At 40.0% G+C, this 22,277-nt stretch carries 18 protein-coding genes; 11 read left to right on the forward strand and 7 right to left on the reverse strand.

Annotation, left to right across the window (positions count from 1 at the left end):
* Positions 1-22: 22 nt before the first annotated feature.
* From H6G57_RS29415 to H6G57_RS15515, 7 genes are all read left to right on the forward strand, one after another.
* Complete coding sequence (locus H6G57_RS29415) at positions 23-145, forward strand: hypothetical protein (RefSeq protein ID WP_255528368.1); 123 nt, start codon at positions 23-25, stop codon at positions 143-145.
* Positions 146-148: 3 nt separating this feature from the next.
* Complete coding sequence (locus tag H6G57_RS15490) at positions 149-1,831, forward strand: glycosyltransferase family 39 protein (RefSeq protein WP_190520037.1); 1,683 nt, start codon at positions 149-151, stop codon at positions 1,829-1,831.
* Between the two features lie 563 nt (positions 1,832-2,394).
* A complete protein-coding gene (locus H6G57_RS15495) occupies positions 2,395-4,800 on the forward strand; it encodes a LamG-like jellyroll fold domain-containing protein (RefSeq protein ID WP_190520039.1) in 2,406 nt (801 codons plus the stop codon).
* 289 nt (positions 4,801-5,089) lie between these two features.
* The gene (locus H6G57_RS15500; RefSeq protein ID WP_190520040.1) at positions 5,090-6,817 is read left to right on the forward strand and encodes a LamG-like jellyroll fold domain-containing protein; all 1,728 of its coding nucleotides are present in this window, start codon (positions 5,090-5,092) and stop codon (positions 6,815-6,817) included.
* Between the two features lie 107 nt (positions 6,818-6,924).
* The gene (locus tag H6G57_RS15505) at positions 6,925-7,980 is read left to right on the forward strand and encodes a LamG-like jellyroll fold domain-containing protein (protein WP_190520042.1); all 1,056 of its coding nucleotides are present in this window, start codon (positions 6,925-6,927) and stop codon (positions 7,978-7,980) included.
* A 141-nt stretch (positions 7,981-8,121) separates the two neighbouring features.
* The gene (locus H6G57_RS15510) at positions 8,122-9,210 is read left to right on the forward strand and encodes a LamG-like jellyroll fold domain-containing protein (protein WP_190520044.1); all 1,089 of its coding nucleotides are present in this window, start codon (positions 8,122-8,124) and stop codon (positions 9,208-9,210) included.
* A gap of 76 nt (positions 9,211-9,286) precedes the next feature.
* Positions 9,287-10,372, forward strand: a complete 1,086-nt coding sequence (locus H6G57_RS15515; protein ID WP_190520046.1) for a LamG-like jellyroll fold domain-containing protein — start codon at positions 9,287-9,289, stop codon at positions 10,370-10,372.
* A gap of 173 nt (positions 10,373-10,545) precedes the next feature.
* On the opposite strand, the gene H6G57_RS15520 is transcribed toward H6G57_RS15515, so the two are convergent.
* A complete protein-coding gene (locus H6G57_RS15520) occupies positions 10,546-11,241 on the reverse strand; it encodes a hypothetical protein (RefSeq protein ID WP_190520048.1) in 696 nt (231 codons plus the stop codon).
* Positions 11,242-11,624: 383 nt separating this feature from the next.
* Between H6G57_RS15520 and H6G57_RS15525 the strand changes: the two genes are divergently transcribed.
* Both H6G57_RS15525 and H6G57_RS15530 read left to right on the forward strand, forming a co-directional pair.
* Entirely contained in the window at positions 11,625-12,110 is a 486-nt protein-coding gene (locus H6G57_RS15525) for a DsrE family protein (RefSeq protein WP_190520050.1), read from the forward strand.
* A 78-nt stretch (positions 12,111-12,188) separates the two neighbouring features.
* The gene (locus tag H6G57_RS15530) at positions 12,189-12,413 is read left to right on the forward strand and encodes a hypothetical protein (RefSeq protein WP_190520052.1); all 225 of its coding nucleotides are present in this window, start codon (positions 12,189-12,191) and stop codon (positions 12,411-12,413) included.
* 180 nt (positions 12,414-12,593) lie between these two features.
* On the opposite strand, the gene gap is transcribed toward H6G57_RS15530, so the two are convergent.
* Positions 12,594-13,616, reverse strand: coding sequence for a type I glyceraldehyde-3-phosphate dehydrogenase (gene gap / locus H6G57_RS15535; protein ID WP_190520054.1), 1,023 nt, complete (start codon positions 13,614-13,616; stop codon positions 12,594-12,596).
* A 323-nt stretch (positions 13,617-13,939) separates the two neighbouring features.
* Here gap and H6G57_RS15540 point away from each other — a divergent pair, with 323 nt between their 5' ends.
* Positions 13,940-15,094, forward strand: coding sequence for an ATP-dependent 6-phosphofructokinase (locus H6G57_RS15540; RefSeq protein ID WP_190520056.1), 1,155 nt, complete (start codon positions 13,940-13,942; stop codon positions 15,092-15,094).
* A 2-nt stretch (positions 15,095-15,096) separates the two neighbouring features.
* Here the strand turns inward: H6G57_RS15540 and H6G57_RS15545 are convergent, their stop codons facing one another.
* Both H6G57_RS15545 and H6G57_RS15550 read right to left on the reverse strand, forming a co-directional pair.
* Positions 15,097-15,465, reverse strand: a complete 369-nt coding sequence (locus H6G57_RS15545) for a cyclic nucleotide-binding domain-containing protein (protein WP_190520058.1) — start codon at positions 15,463-15,465, stop codon at positions 15,097-15,099.
* 141 nt (positions 15,466-15,606) lie between these two features.
* Positions 15,607-16,179: a Uma2 family endonuclease gene (locus H6G57_RS15550; protein WP_190520061.1), complete on the reverse strand. Its 573-nt coding sequence runs from the start codon at positions 16,177-16,179 to the stop codon at positions 15,607-15,609.
* A gap of 158 nt (positions 16,180-16,337) precedes the next feature.
* Between H6G57_RS15550 and H6G57_RS15555 the strand changes: the two genes are divergently transcribed.
* Positions 16,338-16,544, forward strand: a complete 207-nt coding sequence (locus tag H6G57_RS15555) for a type II toxin-antitoxin system HicB family antitoxin (protein ID WP_190520063.1) — start codon at positions 16,338-16,340, stop codon at positions 16,542-16,544.
* A 271-nt stretch (positions 16,545-16,815) separates the two neighbouring features.
* On the opposite strand, the gene H6G57_RS15560 is transcribed toward H6G57_RS15555, so the two are convergent.
* The 3 genes from H6G57_RS15560 to glgP all read right to left on the reverse strand — a co-directional run bounded on the left by H6G57_RS15560 (position 16,816) and on the right by glgP (position 22,121).
* Entirely contained in the window at positions 16,816-17,394 is a 579-nt protein-coding gene (locus H6G57_RS15560; protein WP_190520065.1) for a Uma2 family endonuclease, read from the reverse strand.
* 271 nt (positions 17,395-17,665) lie between these two features.
* On the reverse strand, positions 17,666-19,564 hold the full coding sequence (locus tag H6G57_RS15565) for a potassium transporter TrkA (protein ID WP_190520067.1): 1,899 nt from the start codon (positions 19,562-19,564) through the stop codon (positions 17,666-17,668).
* 73 nt (positions 19,565-19,637) lie between these two features.
* Positions 19,638-22,121 carry a glycogen/starch/alpha-glucan family phosphorylase gene (gene glgP, locus H6G57_RS15570; RefSeq protein ID WP_190520069.1) on the reverse strand — a complete coding sequence of 828 codons (2,484 nt, stop codon included), beginning with the start codon at positions 22,119-22,121 and terminating at the stop codon, positions 19,638-19,640.
* Positions 22,122-22,277: the final 156 nt, after the last annotated feature.

Genomic DNA, 22,277 nt, shown 5'->3' on the forward strand with positions numbered 1-22,277 from the left:
TTTCTATGAGTACACTGGCAGGATGCCAATGCTACAAGGTACACTTTTAATTTTAGCGGGAATGATTGCAAATTTGAGTGATCTATTGTTAGTTTTCCCCAGTCGGTCAACCGTCAACCGTCAACCGCCAACCGTCAACACCTAAATTATGTCGCGTCAAATTTTCACTGGGAATCGTCCTTTGCGTCAAATGCGCCCCCTTGATCGTTGGGTTGATTTATTATGGTTTTTGGGTTTATTAATAGCAGCACTAACCCTCTATGGGTTACATTTAGGGGGAGTCCCTTTGCGAGATTGGGATGAAGGATTAGTCGCTCAAGTCGCCCGTGAAATTCCAAGAGGACAACAAAATTGGTTGTATCCAACGCTGCATGGAGCGCCCTATTTTAATAAACCTCCGTTAGTGCATTGGTTAATCGCTTTTGCCTATCAAATTGGGGGTGTAAATGAAGGGATGGCGCGATTTCCTTCTGCATTATTAACGGCGATTTCTGTTCCTTTATTATATAGCATTGGTTTAGAATTATTTCGCCATCGCACCTCGGCAATTTTTTCGGCTTTAGTTTATCTAACGTTATTACCTGTTATCCGTCAAGGACGGTTAGCGATGTTAGATGGAACGATTCTATTTTTATGGTTAATTTTGGTATGGTGTGTGTTACGTTCCCGACGGGATTTACGCTTTGCATTAGGGTCAGGATTAGCCTTTGGATTATTATGTTTAACGAAGGGTATTTTTTTAGGATTATTATTCGGATCAATTGCCTTTTTCTTCCTGTTATGGGATACTCCTCGCCTGTTAACAGCGCCTTATCTGTGGATGGGTTTAGGATTAGGGTTTTTTCCTGTTTCTCTTTGGTATGGCGCGCAATGGCTTCATTATGGACAAGGCTTTATTCAGGGAAATTTATTCAATCAATCCCTACAACGAGTTTGGCAACCTGTTGAAAACCATTCCGGGCCGATTTGGTATTATCTATTAGAACTGATAAAATATGGCTGGCCTTGGCTATTATTTTGGCCCCAAGGATTACGGTTAGCTTGGCAAAATCGGAATTTAAGTTGGGCTAAATTAATCTTAGTTTGGACAGGAATTTATTTTGGTGCAATTTCGGTGATGACGACAAAATTACCTTGGTATGTTTTACCGATTTATCCGGCTTTAGCTTTAGCCGTTGGGCGATATTTGGCAGAAGTTTGGCGGGAAGGAGATCGAGATATTGGACTATGGAAATTAGGAAAAGTTGAACGCGGAAAGCATGACCATTTTGTAAAACCGACACCGGATCAACTCTTACCGATTTTTATTTTATTAGCGGTCATTGCTGGACTCGGCTATTGTTATTTTGGAGGAATGTTTTCTTTTATTAGCTCTAACTTTATCCCTCAAAAAGATTTACAATTTACTTTTGGCTCATTGATGTTAACATTGTCTTTTGTATCGGTTTTAATTTACCAAAAAGACAGACAGTTTTTAATTGTTTTGTTCTGGGGAATGTATTTATCTCTGCTGCTATTTTTTACGTCAAATTATTGGGTTTGGGAAGTGAATGAAGATTTTCCCGTTAAACCAGTAGCCGTTATTATTCGAGAAGGAACTCCCCTCGGACAAGAAATTTATCTGGATCATCCTTTTGGACGACCCTCGTTAAATTTTTATAGCGATCGCCATATTCATGCCGTTGATCATACCACCCTTAAAACGAAATGGCAAACCCTGGATCAACCTTACTTTTTAGTCAAAGCAAATAACCTGAATAAATTACAGTTAAACCCGGTTGAAAAAATTTCTCAAACATCAGATTGGATATTAATCACGAAGAAACGTTAGCAGAAAGAGAACATCATTAAATCAAAGGCTTGTCCGCACTGCTTCGGGTCATCTTATAGTGGTGTGGATTGTTTAAACACTATTTTTAATGAATCAGTTCAGAAAATTTTAAACAATGGACAATCGACAATAGGTTCTTTATTGAGAATTTTTTCTAGGAGTAAAAAGGCAATTTTATCCCGTTTTCATCAAAAGAAAATTAAGCGATTTTATCTCAAATACTTTCCTCAAGTAAAAAATTATATTAAAGATTAAATTTTTACAAAAAGATGGGAAGTTCAGAAAAATCTCTCTACAATAGTAATTTATAAAATCTGAGTCTATTAGCCAAATTATATGAAATCCTTAAATGTATGCTACACATCTCCCCCCTTTTTAAGGGGGGTTGGGGGGATCATCTGTAGCGTTCATAAGGGAATTTCATATTAAATCAGTTGTCATCAATAATAAGGTTTGGGTCGAAACCCTAAAGGAAGGGGCTATTCATGAATAGTCACTAGGACAATTTATTGAGAGGCGCTACAGACTCTGTTTTTGATTAACCAGTAAAAGGATTGTAAGTCATGGATAATCAATACGTCCTCAGTTTTGATGGTAAGGATGATTATGTCTCCATACCTACTATGAATGTTGATTACTCTCAAGGTTTCACTGTAGAAGCCTGGGTGTTGTATCACAGTTTTGAAAATAGCGAACGAGTGATCGATTTTGGGAATGGTCAAGACAGCAATAATATTGTTTTTCATACCAAAGGGACAGCAAGAAAGCTGTATTTAGTGGTCGCTCACAATAGCGTTCAACAAGGCATTGAGTCAGAGGAGGTACTAGAGACAGAGGTAGAGGTTTGGATACACGTAGCAGCCACCATTGATAAATCCGGCAATGCTACCCTGTATAAAAATGGTCAAGTTGTGAAAACTGGCCGGGTTAATCTCCCCCTGAATGTGAATCGCAGTCTCAACTATATTGCTAAGAGTAATTGGGGATCATCTTTTTTTCATGGCTGCATGACTGAGCTTCGAGTCTGGAATATTGCTCGTTCTGCTGCTGAGATTCAAGCTAGTAAGAATAGTCGGTTAAATGGAGATGAAAAGGGGTTAGTCCAATATTGGCCGTTGAATGAAATCAGTGGAGACACTGTTGTGAATCTCACCAGCAATGGTCATGATGGCACGGTTCACGGTGCTACCCTTGTAGAAGCAAAACCTCAACTTCAGTTGCAACCCGCCACCCCAAAACCGATAGAGAATCTGGAATCTGTCCTCAAGTTTGATGGCCCGGATGATTATGTCTCTATACCCACAATGAATGTTGATTACTCTCAGGGTTTCACAGTAGAAGCTTGGGTCTTGTATCACAGTTTCCAGCCTAACGCACGAGTGATCGATTTTGGGATTGGTCACACCAACAATAATATTGTCTTTCATAACAGACCGACACCAAAAACTCTGTCATTAGTAGTCATCACTAACAATAATGCTGAATATGCCCTTAATTCAGAGGAGATACTAGAAACAGGGGTTTGGATACACGTAGCAGCTACGATTGATAAATCCGGCAATGCTACCCTGTATAAAAATGGTCAAGTTGTGAAAACTGGCCGGGTTAATCTCCCCCTGAATGTGAATCGCACCACCAACTATATTGCTAAGAGTAATTGGGGAGAATCTTATTTTCATGGCTGCATGACTGAGGTTCGAGTCTGGAATATCGCTCGTTCGGCTGCTGAGATTCAAGCTTATCAGAATAGTCGGTTAAATGGAGATGAAAAGGGGTTAGCCCAATATTGGCCTTTAAATGAAATCAGTGGAGACACTGTTGTGAATCTCACCAGCAATGGTCATGATGGCACGGTTCACGGTGCTACCCTTGTAGAAGCAAAACCTCAACTTCAGTTGCAACCCGCCACCCCAAAACCGATAGAGAATCTGGAATCTGTCCTCAAGTTTGATGGCCCGGATGATTATGTCTCTATACCCACAATGAATGTTGATTACTCTCAGGGTTTCACAGTAGAAGCTTGGGTCTTGTATCACAGTTTCCAGCCTAACGCACGAGTGATCGATTTTGGGATTGGTCACACCAACAATAATATTGTCTTTCATAACAGACCGACACCAAAAACTCTGTCATTAGTAGTCATCACTAACAATAATGCTGAATATGCCCTTAATTCAGAGGAGATACTAGAAACAGGGGTTTGGATACACGTAGCAGCTACGATTGATAAATCCGGCAATGCTACCCTGTATAAAAATGGTCAAGTTGTGAAAACTGGCCGGGTTAATCTCCCCCTGAATGTGAATCGCACCACCAACTATATTGCTAAGAGTAATTGGGGAGAATCTTATTTTCATGGCTGCATGACTGAGGTTCGAGTCTGGAATATCGCTCGTTCGGCTGCTGAGATTCAAGCTTATCAGAATAGTCGGTTAAATGGAGATGAAAAGGGGTTAGCCCAATATTGGCCTTTGAATGAAATCAGTGGAGACACTGTTGTGAATCTCAGCAGCAATAGTCATCATGGTACAGTTCACGGCGCTACCCTTGTATCTGCTAAACCCCAACTTCAGTTGACACGAAAAACCTTTTTAATTAAGAGCAAACTCAATGGTTTGGCGGTTGTTGGTACGCCCCATAGTCAAGTAACAACAGGAGCAGTGGATAGCCAAAATCCCCTTCAACGCTGGACTATCACTGCCGATGGCGTGATTAAAAATGAAGCGGGTTTTGTACTCGATTATCAAGGGGATACTCCTCCCTATTATGTGGTGATAGCCAAGCGCATCCAGGGAACTCAGGGTTCACCGTCTCAACAATGGCGAATCGAAAATGGAGTAATTAAGAATAAACACAAGGCTGATTTAGTGGTAGATATTGCTGGTAGTAATCCCGAACCCAATACGAAAATTTTAGCCGCTCCTGCCATGGATGGATTAAACCAAAAATGGGAAATTGTATCGGTTTAGAAATTGATTTTCTCCCCCTTTCTCCCCTGAATTCAGTAGGGGGGAGAAATAGAACTTAAGTTTAACTTTTAGGGGAATGTCAGCCGAATTTTCTATAAATTAAAAAGACTTCTCTTGAGATATTAACTATCTCAAGAGAAGCCTAATTTTGAATTGGAAAATTTTCAAAAAAAAGAACAGCCAAAATTAAATTATTGTAAAATAATAGGGGATTCAATAAAATTATTTTACAATATAAAAAATAATCTAAGCACTGTTTTTGATTAACCAGTTAAGAGGATTGTAAGTCATGGATAATCAATACGTTCTCAGTTTTGATGGTAAGGATGATTATGTCTCCATACCTACTATGAATGTTGATTACTCTCAGGGTTTCACCGTAGAAGCCTGGGTCTTATACCATAGTTTCCAAGTTAACTCACGAGTGATCGATTTTGGGAATGGTAAAGACAGCAATAATATTGTTTTTCATACCAAAGGGACAGCAAGAAAGCTGTATTTAGTGGTCGCTCACAATAGCATTCAACAAGGCATTGAGTCAGAGGAGGTGCTAGAGACAGGGGTTTGGATACACGTAGCAGCCACCATTGATAAATCCGGCAATGCTACCCTGTATAAAAATGGTCAAGTTGTGAAAACTGGCCCGGTTAATCTCCCCCTGAATGTGAATCGCACCACCAACTATATTGCCAAGAGTAATTGGGGAGAATCTTTTTTTCATGGCTGCATGACTGAGCTTCGAGTCTGGAATATCGCTCGTTCGGCTGCTGAGATTCAAGCTAGTACAAATAGTCGGTTAAATGGAGATGAAAAGGGGTTAGTCCAATATTGGCCCTTGAATAAAATCAGTGGAGACACTGTAGTGAATCTCACCAGTAATGGTCATGATGGCACAGTTTACGGTGCTACCTTAGTAGAAGCTCCCCAACTTGAGTTGAAACCTGCCACCCCAAAACCGATAGAGAATCTCGAATCCGTCTTCAAGTTTGATGGTCAGGATGATTATGTTTCCATACCTGCCATGAATGTTGATTACTCTCAAGGTTTCACCGTAGAAGCCTGGGTCTTATACCATAGTTTCCCGTGTTGGTCACGAATTATTGATTTTGGCAATGGCCTTCAGATTGATAATATTATCTTTGCCAATGATGCACTAACAGGAAAACTGGTAATAGGTATTGTGGTCGGTGGTCCAGCAGTTGAGTCAAAGATACTAGAGACAGAGGTACTAGAGACAGGGGTTTGGATGCACTTAGCAGCCACGATTGATAAATCCGGTAATACTACCCTCTATAAAAATGGTCAAGTTGTGAAAACTGGATCGGTTGCTCTCCCGCGTAATATGAATCGCACTCTCAATTATATTGGCAAGAGTAATTATCCAGATAACGATAATTTTCATGGCTGCATGACCGAGGTTCGAGTCTGGAATATTGCTCGTTCTACCGCCGATATCCAAGGCTATAAAAATAGTCGGTTAAATGGAGATGAAAAGGGGTTAGTCCAATATTGGCCGTTGAATGAAATTAGTGGAGACACTGTTGTGAATCTCACCAGTAATGGTCATCATGGTACAATTCACGGTGCTACCCTTGTATCTGCTAAACCCCAACTTCAGTTGACACGAAAAACCTTTTTAATTAAGAGCAAACTCAATGGTTTGGCGGTTGTTGGTACGCCCCATAGTCAAGTAACAACAGGAGCGGTGGATAGCAAAAATCCCCTTCAACGCTGGACTATCACACCTGATGGCGTGATTAAAAATGAAGCCGATTTTGTTCTGGAGTATAAAGACTATAATATTCTTCCCTATTATGTGGTGATAGCCAATCGCATTCAGGAAAATCACGGTTCACCGTCTCAACAATGGCGAATCGAAAATGGAGTCATTAAGAATAAACACAAAGCTGATTTAGTGGTAGATATTGCTGGTAGTAATCCCGAACCCAATACGGCAATTTTAGCCGCTCCTGGGATGGGTGGATTAAACCAAAAATGGGAAATTGTATCGGTTTAGAAATTTATTTTCTCCCCCCTTTCTCCCCTGAATTCAGTGGGGGGGAGAAATTAGGAACAGCTTTAATCTAAGCACTGTTTTTGATAAAAGAATAAGGATGTTAACTCATGGATAATCAATACGTCCTCAGTTTTGACGGTAAGGATGATTATGTCTCCATACCCACCATGAATTTTGATTACTCTCAAGGTTTCACTGTAGAAGCCTGGGTCTTATACTATAGTTTCCAGTATTGGTCACGAATTATCGATTTTGGCAATGGTTCTTCCTGCCATAATATTGTGTTTACTAACGCAGATACAAAAAGCCAATTTGGAATTGAAATCTATCACCAGGCCCAATGTAAAGATATTGAGTCATCAGAGGGGACACTAAATACAGGGGTTTGGATGCACTTAGCAGGAACCATTGATAAATTCGGCAATGCTATCCTGTATAAAAATGGTGAAGTTGTAAAAACTGGGTTGGTTTATCTCCCCCTGAATGTGAATCGCACCACCAATTATATTGGCAAGAGTAATTCATCAAATGTCGGTTATTTTCATGGTCACATAAGCGAGCTTCGAGTCTGGAATATTGCTCGTTCTGCTGCTGAGATTCAAGCTTATAAGAATAGTCGGTTAAATGGAGATGAAAAAGGTTTACTCTGCTATTGGCCTTTGAATGAAATCAATGGAAGCACCGTAGTGAATAAAGCCAGTAATGGTCATCACGGCATGGTTCACGGTGGCCCTACCATTGTTGAGGCGAAACCCCCACTTGAGTTCAGACCAAAAACTTATTTAATTAAGAGCAAACTCAATGGTTTAGCCTTAGTCGGTACGCCCTATAATCAAGTAACAACAGGAGCAGTGGATAGCCAAAATCCCCTTCAACGCTGGACTATCACACCCGATGGCGTGATTAAAAATGAAGCGGGTTTTGTACTCGATTATCAAGACTATGGTATCACTCCCTATTATGTGGTGATCGCCAATCGCGTCCAGGGAACTCAGGGTTCACCATCTCAACAATGGCAAGTCGAAAATGGAGTCATTAAGAATAAACACAAGGCTGATTTAGTCGTAGATATTGCTGGTAGTAATCCTGCTCCGAATACGACAATTTTAGCCTCTCCTGGGATGGGTGGATTAAACCAACAATGGGAAATGGTGTTGGTTTAGGAATTGACTTTCTCCCCCCTTTTTTCCTTGAATTCAGGGGGGAGAGAGAAATAGGGTAAAAGTTTAACTTTTAGGGGAATATCAGCAGAAAAAGTTTCAAGATAAGCACTGTTTTTGATAAAAAAATAAGGATGTTAAGCAATGGATAATCAACAATGCGTTCTTAGTTTTGATGGTAAGGATGATCATGTGATGACACCCCTTAACATTGAAATGGTTATAAATTTCTCTCAAGGTTTCACCGTAGAAGCCTGGGTGTTATATCAAAGTTTCCCAAATCGCTCAGTCATCATCTCGTTTGTACACCCCCTTAATGGCTATCAGTATTTTCAGTTGATGAATTCTCAAACAACAAGAAAGTTGGCAATGGAATACTGTCAGGGGGACAGCCAAGGTAATTTCTCTACATACTCAGTAATTTCAGAGGAGGTACTAGAGACAGGGGTTTGGATGCACATAGCAGCCACGGTTAATAGTTCAAACAATGTCACCCTCTATAAAAATGGTGAAGTTGTGAAAACCGGGTCATTACCTCCTCCACCTCCATTGTCTGGGAAATGGAATCACTTCTATGTTGGTCACGGGATGCACTCAGGCGACGGTCTCTTTCACGGTTGCATAACCGAGGCTCGAGTCTGGAATGTTGTCCGTTCTGTGGATGAGATTCGCGCCGATAAAAATCGTCGGTTAAATGGAGATGAAAAGGGATTAGTCAGTTATTGGCCCTTAAATGAAATCAGTGGAAACACTGTCGTGAATAAAACCTGTAATACTCATCACGGGGTCATTTTTGGAGACGCGACCATTGTTGAGGCGAACCCCCCACTTCCGTGGACTCCAAAAACTTATTTAATTAAGAGCAAACTCAATGGTTTAGCCTTAGTCGGTACACCCAATAATGCAGCAACAACAGGAGCGGTGGATAGCCACAGTCCCCTTCAACGTTGGATGATTACATCCGATGGCGTGATTAAAAATGAAGCGGGTTTTGTTCTGGAGTATAAAGACTATAATATTCTTCCCTATTATGTGGTGATAGCCAATCACATCCAGGGAACTCAGGGCTCACCGTCTCAACAATGGCGAATCGAAAATGGGGTGATTAAGAATAAACACAATGCCGATTTAGTGTTAGATATTGCTGGCTGTAATCCTGCTCCGAATACGACAATTTTAGCGGCTCATGGCATGGGTGGATTAAACCAACAATGGGAAATGGTGTTGGTTTAGAAATTGATTTTCTCTCCTGAATTCAGGGGAGAAAATAGAGTCTAAGTTTTTGATAAAAGAATAAGGATGTTAACTCATGGATAATCAATACGTTCTCAGTTTTGACGGTAAGGATGATGATGTCGGCGTACCCCTCAAGATGTATATAAATTTCTCTCAAGGTTTCACCGTAGAAGCCTGGGTGTTATATCACAGTTTCCCGAATCGCTCAATCATCATCTCTTTTGTGAACACCAGTGATGGCTATCAGTTTTTTCAGTTGATGAATTATCAAACAACAAGAAAGTTAGCATTGCATTTCCAATGCTTGCCATCGTACAGTCGCATTGCCGTGGACGGCTACGTGATTTCAGATTATGAAATACTAGAGACAGGGATTTGGATGCACATAGCAGCCACGGTTAATAGCTCAAACAACGTCACCTTCTATAAAAATGGTGAGGTTGTGAAAACCGGGTCTTTACCTCTTCCACCTGCATGGTCTGGGCAATGGGAGCACTTGTCTATTAGTCATGGGAGGTCATCAAACGATAGTCTCTTTCAGGGTTGCATAACTGAGGTTCGACTCTGGAATGTTGTGCGTTCTGTGGATGAGATTCGCGCCGATAAAAATCGTCGGTTAAATGGAGATGAAAAGGGATTAGTCAACTATTGGCCCTTAAATGAAATTAGTGGAAATAGAGTAGTGAATAAAGCCAATAATAGTCATCCTGGCGAAGTTCATGGAGGTGCTACAATTGTTGAGGCGAACCCCCCACTTCAGTTAATACCGACTGCTTATTTAATTAAGAGCAAACTCAATGGTTTAGCCTTAGTCGGTACACCCAATAATCCAGCAACAACAGGAGCGGTAGATAGCCAAAATCCCCTTCAACGTTGGATTATTACTGCCGATGGCGTGATTAAAAATGAAGCGGGTTTTGTACTCGATTATCAAGACTATGGAAGCACTCTCTATTATGTGGTGATGGCGAATCGCATCCAGGGAACTCAGGGTTCACCGTCTCAACAATGGCGAATCGAAAATGGAGTCATTAAGAATAAACACAAAGCAGATTTAGTGTTAGATATTGCTGGTAGTAATCCTGCCGCCAATACGGCAATTTTAGCGGCTCCCTGGATGGGTGAATTAAACCAAAAATGGGAAATTGTATCGGTTTAGAAATTGATTTTCTTCCCCCTTTCTCCCCTGAATTCAGGGGAGAAATAGAGTTTAAGTTTAACTTTTAGGGGAATATCAGCCGAATTTTCTATAAATTAAAAAGACTTTTTTAGGGATATTAACTATCACAAAAAAACTATTTTGAATTGAAAAATCTTTAAAAAACAGAAATCCTAAACTTTATTTTTCTTCATTAACTCACTGATTTTACCAATTTTTTTCTTAGGGTTTTGGGGGGAGAAGCGTTTAGTTTCAGCAGAATAATTCCAAGGGATGGCTTCTGGGTCACGTTGATAACTCCAGTCAGGAAATTCGGGTTTTGTTTTCCACTTGCTGAGGGTATTGGGATGTACGCCTAACCGTTGGGCGAGTTCCGACTGGTTCAATGTTGCAGGTAAAACGGTGCTGGATGTAGGTTTAACTGGAAATAAAACCACTGATTTCGGGTTTTCCGCAGGAGGGGAAGGGAGAGGGTCATCAGCCGTTGCGGAAGGTTGGGCGGTAGGAAAATAATAAATCATTCCTCCAGTATCAGTAATTTCATACTGGGCGGCGAATTCGGTGGCGCGTTGGTCGAGATAGGCTTGGACTTTCGTACCCGACTGTTTCGAGTGCATGGCTAAATCTAACGCTGTAATGCGTCCTTGGTTTTCCCGAATTAATCGATAAAAGACTTCATCCAAGGTCGCTAATTGATGCTGTTGACGCTGTTGATAATATTTCCACATCTGCCAAGACCCCCATCCGCCAACGGTTAAAATGGCTAAGGGGAATGCTTTCTGAAGGACAAACAAAACCACCGCAATGGGGAGGATAACCGTCAGATATCCCCGTTCAGGCGGGTTGAGGTTTGGGTTTGAGTCTGACATGGATAGGACGTTAGCAAAGGTAACATCTTCAAATATTGAATAAAAAGTCTATTTTTGCAAGGTGGGCGTTGATCAACCGTAACCTATCCCATCAGTTATCTATTATTAGTAAAGACTATATGGTTAAGTAACCCTCTTCAAAAATAACCGCGTTAGTGCTAACTTGACACCCGAAGATGTTGCCGTTATCGAGGCCGAGTGAGGTTGAACTTTGACCCTCTAGGGGATAAAACTGTGAACTTGACAAACTGTCTTTTGACGGGTTTATCTAGGAGGTCGAAAATGGGTCGGGTCTATTAAGTTTCTTCTTTTATTTAGCAACTGGCTGTCCTGAACCAGTCCAGCTTGTTGTATCTGCAAGGGTTCGTAGGAGACTAGCTTGTATGAAATCTAAATTGCCTTATGTTTTTGCTGCTTCACTCTTGGCTGGGTTATTAGATTGGGGTGTGATTACAAAACCAGCTTACTCAGAAACCCCATTAGCTCAAACTACGGAAAAGGCGACAGAATCAAAAGCACTGTTTATCAATTTGACCAGTGATGATACATGGACGGCAAGTATGGCGATTTCTATTGCCCACAATGCCTTACGAATGGGACATCAACCTGTCACCATCTTCCTTAATGTTCGTGGGGTATATCTGGCTGATAAACGGCGATCTCCAGCAACAGAAGGTAATGGTGATTTAACGATTCATCAAAGACTACAAAAGTTTATAGAGGATGGGGGAACAGTGATTGCTTGTCCCAATTGCTCTCGCAAAGCCGGCTTAACTCAGGAGGATTTTATTGAAGGTGTTGTGCTTGGACAAGAGGGAGGAATATTGCCACTTCTTTTTGCTCCGAATACGGTAACGATCTCATATTGATTCCTAAAATTAGCTCCTCTCGTGATCAATCACAATCTTCTCAGTTAACTTCTGTTTAAAATATAATAGGCAATAACTATGACTCAAGAAATACGTCAAAAAATCGTTACTTTAGCCCAACAGTTACCAGATGAATTGTTACCAGAAGCCCTAGCTTCTTTGAATTCTATTGCAGAAAAAGCACAGAAGACTCCCTTGGAGCATTCCTCAACTCTTAATCAGCCTGAATTTGACAAAGTAATAGCAGCTTATCAAGTAATTAGTGAAAAGTATAAAAATGCGTTACAGGAATTAGCCAAGTGAATGAACCGTTATCTAGTTCTTAGAAACCGGGTTTCTACATTAGATTCATTATAAAAAATCAAGATGTCTTGAGAAACCCGGTTTCTGTGAGTCATTTACAATTTTTTAGAAACCGGGTTTCTACATTAGATTCATTGTAGGAAATGAAGATATCTTGAGAAACCCGGTTTCTGTGAATAATTACAGAATACCGTCTTTTTTCGCCATTGAAATCATTAAATCAACAACACGACAAGAATAACCCCATTCATTGTCATACCAAGCCACAATTTTAAAGAAATTAGAATTCAGTTCAATACCTGCTTTAGCATCAAAGGTACTGGAACTCGGATCAGTGGTGAAATCTGAAGAAACCACTTCATCTTCAGTATAGCTTAAAATGCCTTTCATTGGGCCTTCGGCTGCTGCTTTCATCGCTGCACAGATTTCTGCATAGGTCGTTGCTTTTTCCGTGCGGAAGGTTAAGTCAACCACTGACACATCGGGGGTCGGAACTCGAAACGCCATCCCCGTCAGTTTTCCTTTTAACTCCGGTAACACTAAGGTAACAGCTTTGGCTGCGCCTGTAGACGCCGGAATAATATTTTGGGCTGCGCCGCGTCCTCCCCGCCAATCTTTCTTACTAGGGCCATCAACGGTGGGTTGAGTTGCTGTCATGGCGTGAACCGTTGTCATTAACCCTTCGGCTAACCCAAAGTTATCTTGTATCACTTTAGCAACGGGGGCTAAACAGTTGGTGGTACAACTGGCATTTGATACAATTAAATGTGCTTTCGGGTCAAATTCTTCATGGTTGACCCCGACTAACAAGGTTTTCACTTTGTCCGGGTCTTTGGTGGGGGCGGAAATAACCACCCGTTTTGCACCCGCTTCAATATGTTTGTAAGCACCCTCGTAATTGGTAAATAACCCTGTACATTCCACCACATAATCAACGGTATCTTCTTTCCAAGGCAGTTGGGTGGGATCTTTGATGGCAGTACAACGAATGAAACGTCCATCCACCAGAATGCCATCTGCTTTCGCTTCTACCGTACCCGGAAACACCCCATGAGTCGAGTCATATTTGAACAAATAAGCTAAGTTATCCGGGGGAACTAAATCATTAATTCCCACAAATTCCACATCGGGGTTATTAATGGCAGACCGCATGACTAAACGACCAATGCGACCAAACCCATTAATTCCTACTCTTAACGGCATATAATTTACTCCTTTTGACCAAATGAAAAGTAACCTGATTGTTCAAGCCACAACTAGGGATAGACTGTAGCACAAGTCTTGATTGTTCAGGTTAATTCTTCCTGTTATCTTAAGAAAATGCCTATCTGAATCCAGATTTTTTTAAGATAAAATAGAGGAAGTTTCAGGAAGAGGAGATATTGTCTGGAAATCTAAAAAAACTTTTTTGACTGAACGTTAAGAAAGGATAAAAAAAACTAATTTTATCGCTTAAGGTGTTAACAAATTGGGAAAAAATCGGTAGGATTCAAGTGTAGACAATTTGGCTTCAGCCAAAACTAAATATGAACAAACGTAAACGGATTGGCATTCTAACCAGTGGAGGAGACTGTCCCGGTCTCAATGCCGTGATTCGAGCCGTTGTCAATCATGCCACATCTGAATATAACTGGGAAGTCCGCGGTATTCCCTATGCCACTCAGGGGCTAATTGAACGGAAAAGTGTTGTATTAAATTCTTATGGTTTAGAACGGCATGGTACTGATCCTTTATTAAGTATGGGCGGAACGATTTTAGGTTCCATTAATAAAGGAGATACAGAAGGCAATACAGATGATGTTATTCAGGGATATTATGATTTAGGACTTGATGCCCTGATCGCCATTGGCGGTGATGGTAGCCTTGCTATTTTGCAGAAACTGGCTGAAAAAGGCAATTGGAATTTAGTCGGTGTTCCCAAAACTATTGATAATGATGTCGCCCATACAGAATTATCCGTTGGGTTTAACTCCGCCGTTACGACGATTTTAGATTGTTTAGATCGGTTGAGTTATACCGCCGCCAGCCATGACCGGGTGATGGTGGTGGAAGTCATGGGACGGACAACGGGACATTTAGCCTTAAATTCCGGGATTGTTGGGGGGGCGGATGCGATTTTAATCCCAGAAATTCCCTATTCGATTAAAACCCTATGTAAACAGATTCGAGAACTCCGCAACCTCTATGGACGAAAATTCGCCATTGTGGTGGTTGCAGAAGGGGCAAAAACCGCCGACGGGGAAAGTCGATATTATAAAGATGCCCTCGGAGAAGTGCGACTGCGGGGAATTGAGGAATATATTGCCACGGAAATTGAAAATAATATTGGGGTAGAAGCGCGAGTGACTGTCCTGGGTCATGTTCAACGGGGTGGAGCGCCTTCAGCCTTGGATCGATTAATTGGAACAGCCTTCGGAAAAGTAGCTGTAGATTTAATTGCGGAGGAAAAATATGGCGTGATGGTGGCTTGGAAAAACAACACTGTCGCCACCGTTCCCCTGGCGCGGGTGTTTGCAGATAGCCCCCGACTGCTCAATCCTAACGGATTTTGGGTAGAAACCGCTAGATCCCTGGGAATTTATGTCGGTGAAGAAGTCGATTGTAGTGAGGATGGTTCAGGGATCTCAAATCTCAATGGTTTGAAACCCTCTGAATTAGAAGTGATGAATCAGATTAATTAAGTTTAAAGAGAATGTTTCATCCGACGTAAACGATCTGAATAACTCTTGAGAACTTCTAAGGCAAACATGGGCGTTTGCTGAACTGCAAACAAAAATCGAGATTGATCCATAATTGCTAAAAGACAATCGGTTTTAGCAATAGCAGTAGACGCTCGTGTTCTATCGGGTTGAACTAAGGCTCCTTCCCCAAATACATCTCCCGCAATCAAGGTTTCTACGACTTTCCCATTCACCCATAATTCAATTTCACCTTGGAGGATGCCAAACATGACATCCCCCAATTTTCCCTCTTCAAAAATAACTTGACCTGCGGCATAGTGTTGTTCGGGTTGTTTAACAAACAGTTTGACGGTTTCGGCGGGTTGCAGCATTGAATTGAAACTCCCATTCAGTGAAAATAGAGATTCTTATTAATTTTTCCTTAATAATATCCCAATTCCATCAATGTTTTTTCGTTAAAATCAACCGCCCAGCGATCGCTGTTGAATTGAACTAAAACTGGGGTTTCTTTTTTAATTAAAATTCAAAACCTCAGAAACCTTCAAGTCTAGTTGGCTAAATCCAGGCGATCGCACTAAATCATCGTTACTAAAATTACCTACCGTTGTATAAACATTAGCCACCAGTTCTAATACTAGGATAGTTTGAGTTTGGGGATCAATAATCCAATATTCAGGAATACAACAATCTTGATACTGAATTCTTTTCGCAATGTAGTCCCTCTCTTTTTGTATCTCTCCAGGACTAACTATTTCCATAACCAACAGAGGCGGTGCCATGTTCAGACGAATCGTGTTACGCTTTGATAGTTGTTGAATATGTTCCTCTCGGATAATAGTAAAATCAGGATAGCGGTTTTTGGGTTCGCCTCTGACTTCTAGTTCCAGCCCGTGTCCTCGGACTCTACGATAACCTACAAGCAGGGAAAACTTAAGAAATAAGAAATTAGCAATTTCAACATTAAACCCTGATTCTGGCGGCACTTCTATCAATTCTCCATTAAATAGTTCATAGAGTTTTTCCGAATTATCGTCATATATTAGGTATTCTTCAAAGGTTTCAAAGCGAGGTTTAATGGTTAGCATCTCATGTCGATTCTCTGAACGTTTAACCCATTATAGCTTAACTCAATAGCATCCTGTTTTTCTATCACTAGGGAACAGCTTAGGAGACTATTGTGTCATTGTAAGGATATAATAACAAGTATAAAAGAACTCGAACAATTAGAACAAGGAAATGAATAATGAAATATAGTATTTTAATTCAGTGGTCTGAAGAAGATCAAGCTTATATTGCTAGTTTACCGGAGTGGGGAGAATATGCGCGGACTCACGGCGAAACCTATGAAGAAGCACTAGAAAATGCGAAGGAAGTTTTAGAAGATTTAGTGTATGGTTATGAGCAAATAGGGAAAATTTTGCCAAAACCAAAGACATTACAGGTCGCTTGAAACCGATTGTCAGCTATTTTATAATCATAGCAAACCCAAGGAGAAGAACCCAACCCGATGCTACTAGGGTAGTAAGCTGTTGGTGGAACAGGCTTCTAGCCTGTTGACTGGTTGACGGGTGACGGGCAAGATGCCCATCCCACATTTTATATTTAATACAAAAGAAACTGCGATTTACAAACAGTTGTCAAGATTAACTGATCGCAAACCCTAAAAACCTGTTTAGATGTCAATTTTAATGGGTGAAAAGTTGGGTTAATCGGCAAAATAATTAAAATAGAGGTAAGTTTAAAATAAATTCGGGTAAGACATTTTCTCCTGATAAAGTTGTGGGTAATTGGACAACTTCAAGAGGTTGATGAAGACGATAAATTTCTACTTGTTGTGCTTGAGGATTAATTAACCAACCTAAGCGCAAACCACTGTTAAGATATTCCTGCATTTTTGCTTGAAGTTGGGTTAGGGAGTCAGTACGAGAACGTAATTCAATTACAAAATCAGGACATAAGGGGGGGAATTTTTCTTGTTCTTCTGCTGTTAGTAATTCCCAACGTTCCTTCGCAACCCAAGCCACATCAGGAGAGCGATCGCCACCATTCGGTAAACGAAAGATAGTAGAAGAACTAAACACTTTTCCGAGTTGAGTTTGACGATTCCAAATGACTAAATCAGCATTCAAATCTGATTCTCGATTACCACTGACTCCACCAACGGGGGGCATAATTATCAATTCTCCTTTAGCGGTTCTTTCCAACTGCCAATTTTCATTATCTTGGCAAAGTTGATAAAATTGATCGTTGCTTAAGGTAACATTTTTGAAACTTAAAATAATAGGTTCTGAAGTAATCATTTTGCCCTCCCAATACTAGGGGATACATAATAATCGTTTTATTGTACTGATTTTTAATAAAATTACCTATAATTTATATATTATAGCATCTAGTTACATTATCTGCAAGAAGTGATAATTATAAACTTGGGTTATGGTAATTTTTGTGATAATTCTTAACCCCCTAGTCCCTAGTAACATTTTATTTAAAAAAGTGCTATTCCTTGTGACCCTAAAGAAGTAGAAGAATAGGAGAGAATATCAAAGAATTGAGATTGCACCCTGCTTAATTTTAGCAATCTGCTAAAACAATAATCCGATCTTGAGGGGAAAATTTTACCCATTCATCTTTCTTTGGATTCAGTACAACCCCATAACCTCTCGCTAAATTTTGAGCATCCTTTAAACAGCGATAACCAATGGCTGATTCTCCCCGTTGTTTCGCCGCTTCAACAACAGTATAAAAATTAATCGGTTCGTTAATCTTGACATAATCGACGACGGGTTTGAGGTAAATTTCTGACCCTTCAGGACTAAATAATTCGGCAAATACAGCATTCAAGCTTTTCTGTTCTGCAACTTGGGCTAACATCCGACTAATAATTTGTTCGGTAATTACAAAATCATCGGGACGCGCTACCTGAGCTAAGGCTTGATTGCGGGTATCTAACATTTCAGTTACAATCTGTAGGTTAGGATTTTTGCGATCAGCAATATCTCGAAGATAGAGTAAGGTAATTAACGTTTGAGCATCCGCTTCTTCCGGGTCTAAATCAGGATTAGACAACACAATAACATGGTGATATTTTTCTAAACTAAGAGACTCTAAAACGTTCCGTTCTGTGATTGATCCTTGATAATAATGGAGGGTTTGTTGTTGCAAATTCAAGGTCTTTAAACAGTCGATGATGTCAGTTTCAGGGAAGGGTGAAACTAGAGTTACACTGGAGTTGCTGGCAACGTATTGATCGAGTTGAAGCACAATCCGAGGAATCCGATCATTCCATCCTAAAATTAACGTATGTTCAGGCGTTGCGATCGCTGTTTTTTGGGTGAGTTGAATACCCTGGTGATTAATCGCAGATTTTGAAACACCAGATAAACGAATTGTGCTATCATCTTCACTTAAAAGCACTAATTTTTCTCCGGGTTGCAAAATTCTCTCAATTGACGGATTGAGTTGAATTGTTCCATCCGCTAATTGCATTCCTATCAGCGCAGAATCTTTATAAGCGAGGAGAATATCTCCATAAAATTGTCCCTGTAAAGAAGGTTCTTCGTGAATATAAATTTCCACCCCGGTAAAATCCAATAATTCCAAATAAACAATTGATAAACCTGATTGGCGACAGGTTTGAACAATAATCCGGGAAATTAAATCCTGAGTGAGTAATCCTTCAATTTCATCCTGTCCAATCAGTTGAATAATATCGAGGGTATTAATGTCTTGAACTTGTGCTACAATATGATAGGGTTGAGACTCTAACCGAGGTAAATTTTTAATCGCTAAAAGAATCTTAATTAAATTAATATCTGATTTGGCGGGAGACTCATTTAAAATAATAATTGAGCGGGCTGCCTGAATATTCACCATGCCTAAATCAGCTAAATTACTGGGATTTCCCGTGCGACACACCAGGCGAACTTGACGCAATTTCCCTAACTGATCATACAGATGATCTTCCATCTGAACTTTATCTTCAGGACTGAGAATCACAATGCAAGTATCTGAACGATTAGCATTTGCTAAAATCAGTTGATTAATTAACGTGATAATTTGTAATGACCAACCGAGGATCACAATATGATCTGTTTCAATTACCCGTGAACGTCCCTTCCGTAGGTCTTCTAACTTAATATCAATGCCACTACTGAGTACACCAATGAGGGTACTAATAATAAAGATGCCCCCAAAGGTAACAAATAACATCGCCAGACGAAATGACCAACCTTCGTCTCCTCCCATGGTTCCTGCGTCCAAGGTACGCATTAAAACAGCCCACATCGCCTCAAAAGGATTCAACCCTGTATCGCCTTGGGGTGCAATTCTGGCGAGACTGACTAAAAATCCCATGAGCACAATAAAGGCTAAGGACACTAATGCTAAACCACTGACTAAAGCAATGGTTCCTTTTGACATGAAATTATCAAATCTGTAGCGAAACTGCTCTGCAAACGTAATCTTACTCATTCGGTTATGATCTCCTCTGGAAATGTCAAATTAGCGGGTTAAACTGGGTACAAAACTTAAAATTAATCATATCCTAAACCGGATGAATCTGCCAAATATTCTCAGAGTAGGTTTGGACAATTGCATCGGAAGAAAAACGACCTAAACGCGCCACATTTAAAATTGACATTCGCGTCCACTTTTCCCAATCTCGATAGGTTTTGCTAACTTGATCTTGACAATCTATATAGGATTGATAATCCGCAAACAGCATATATTCATCATGGTATAATAAGGCATCAATTAAGGTTTTAAATAAATTGGGATCGTCTTGGGAAAAATAACCCGATGCAATTTGATCAATACATTGTCGTAGATTTTCATTCCCATGATAATAACTCCAAGGATTATAACCTTTGGCTTTTAATGCTTCTGTTTCGGGTAAATTTAAGCCAAAATCAAATAAATTTTCTTCCCCCACAGCATGGCGTAATTCTGCACTAGCACCATCTACAATTCCCATTGTTAAGGCACCATTGAGAGCAGGTTTCAAAATTGCCAGTCCTCCCGCTTTTTTACCCGCCATTGCTAAATGTTCAGATACATCGGCGGCTGGATAAATACGTTGACTTAAGGTTATATTAACATTGGGAATAAATACGACTTTTAAGCGATCGCCAATGATCGAATCTGAATTCACCACTTGACCCACCGCATGGATTAATTTAATCATTAATTTTCCCATGACATAACCGGGGGCAGTTTTTCCTCCAAAAATAAAGGTTTGAGGAACATAATCCCCGTTAGGATTGTTCCGAATGCGGTTATAAAGGGTAATAATCTTCAAAATATTAAGATGTTGGCGTTTATATTCTTGAATCCGTTCTATTTGAATATCAAAAATAGAATCAGGATTAACTTTTATTCCACAATTTTCTTCAATATAATTTGCAAGTTGTTGTTTGTTTTCTTGTTTAATATTACGCCAAGCCAATCGGAATTCGGGTTGATCTAATTCTGCTTCTAAGCGATGCAAGTTTGTTAAGTTTTTAATCCAGCTATTGCCAATTTTAGAAGTGATTAAGTGGGTTAAATTGGGATTAGCTAAGACCAACCAACGCCTGGGGGTAATTCCACTGCTAATTGTTCTAAATTTTTCCGGTGATAATTCATAGAAATCAGGAATAATGGCTTGTTGCAATCGTTTAGTTTGCCAGTTAGAAATCCCATTAATGGCATAACTTCCCACACAAGCTAAATGAGTCATCCGTACATATCGTTCTCCCGTTTCATCAATTAAAGATAATCGGGCTAATTTGCCAAAGTCTGCCGGATATTGGCTGCGAATATTAATTAAAAACCGATTATTAATTTCATAGATAATTTCTAAGTGACGGGGTAATAAACTTCCTAATAATCCAATCGGCCATTTCTCTTGAAGTTCGGGTAATAGTGTGGGGTTAACATAGGTAAAAGTTTGTCGGGTAATTGACCAAGCTTGTTCCCACTCTAAACCATATTCATCAATCAATAATCGCATTAATTCTGCAATAGCGATCGCACTGGGAGTATCATGAAGTTGAACCGTATAATCCTGATCAAAAGTATCTAACGTCTTTTCCGTTGCTAAATGATACCGAATCATATCTTGCAGGGAACAGGACACAAAAAAGAATTGTTGTTCTAAACGTAGTTGTTTTTCTTGAATCGGTTCATCATGGGGATATAAGACTTTTGTGAGTAATTCCACATAGGGTTTTCCCTGAACTGTTCCATAATAATCCCCGATATTAAAATCTTGATAATTCAGGGAAACAATGGGTTCTGCTTTCCATAATCGTAAGGTATTAATCCGATGGCTTTGATAACCGGAAATCGGGGTATCATAAGGAACACCTTTAATCCGACGAGGGGATATCCAACGCACTCGATAGCGTCCTTGCTCATCATAATAAGCTTCCGTATGACCCCCTAATTTAACTTCTACCATTGCTTCTGGACGAGCAATTTCCCAAGGATTTCCATAACGTAACCATTTATCGACTTTTTCGACTTGCCAACCTTGATGAATTTCTTGATCAAAAACGCCAAATTCATAGCGAATTCCATAGGCAATAGCCGGAAGATTTAAGGTAGAAAGAGAGTCTAATTGATCTATGGGTAATTGGGAAACATTTCCATAGCCTAAACTGGGTTGAATTTCTTGATCAATTAAGTCTTGTAATTTTAAATTAAAGGCTTCTAAGCTTTGTTGTAGCGGTTCCCACAAATTGAAATTAATCAGATGATTAGCGAGATGACATCCTAATGCGTATTCTGTCGAAAAATAACAAACTCGTTTAATCTTGTTTTGAGCATCCTGTTGAATCGTTTTCACCCAATCAGGCATTAATAATTGTCGAATTGTATAGGCTAATGCTTGATATAATTCTTGAGGGGTGGCTGTTGTAGGTAATTGACCTTGAAGATAGAGAAGATTTGCAGCAAAGTTTCGTTGCAAATCATCTAAAGAGCCTAGCCTTTCAGGATCATCGGCTATTAGATCGTTTAAAATAGAATCGGGAATCGAGGGACTCATCTTGAGATTTAAGTATAGATTTCATAATAATAAAACTTTATGGCGCATCAGTCATCCGTAAAATTACTAAAAAATCGGTTTAAAGCCTGATCTTTCTGGCAATATGTAGAGACGTTTCATGAAACGTCTCTACAACATTTTGAGGGTTTTGGATAT

This window comes from Planktothrix sp. FACHB-1365 (assembly GCF_014697575.1).
In the GTDB taxonomy this organism is placed as follows: domain Bacteria; phylum Cyanobacteriota; class Cyanobacteriia; order Cyanobacteriales; family Microcoleaceae; genus Planktothrix.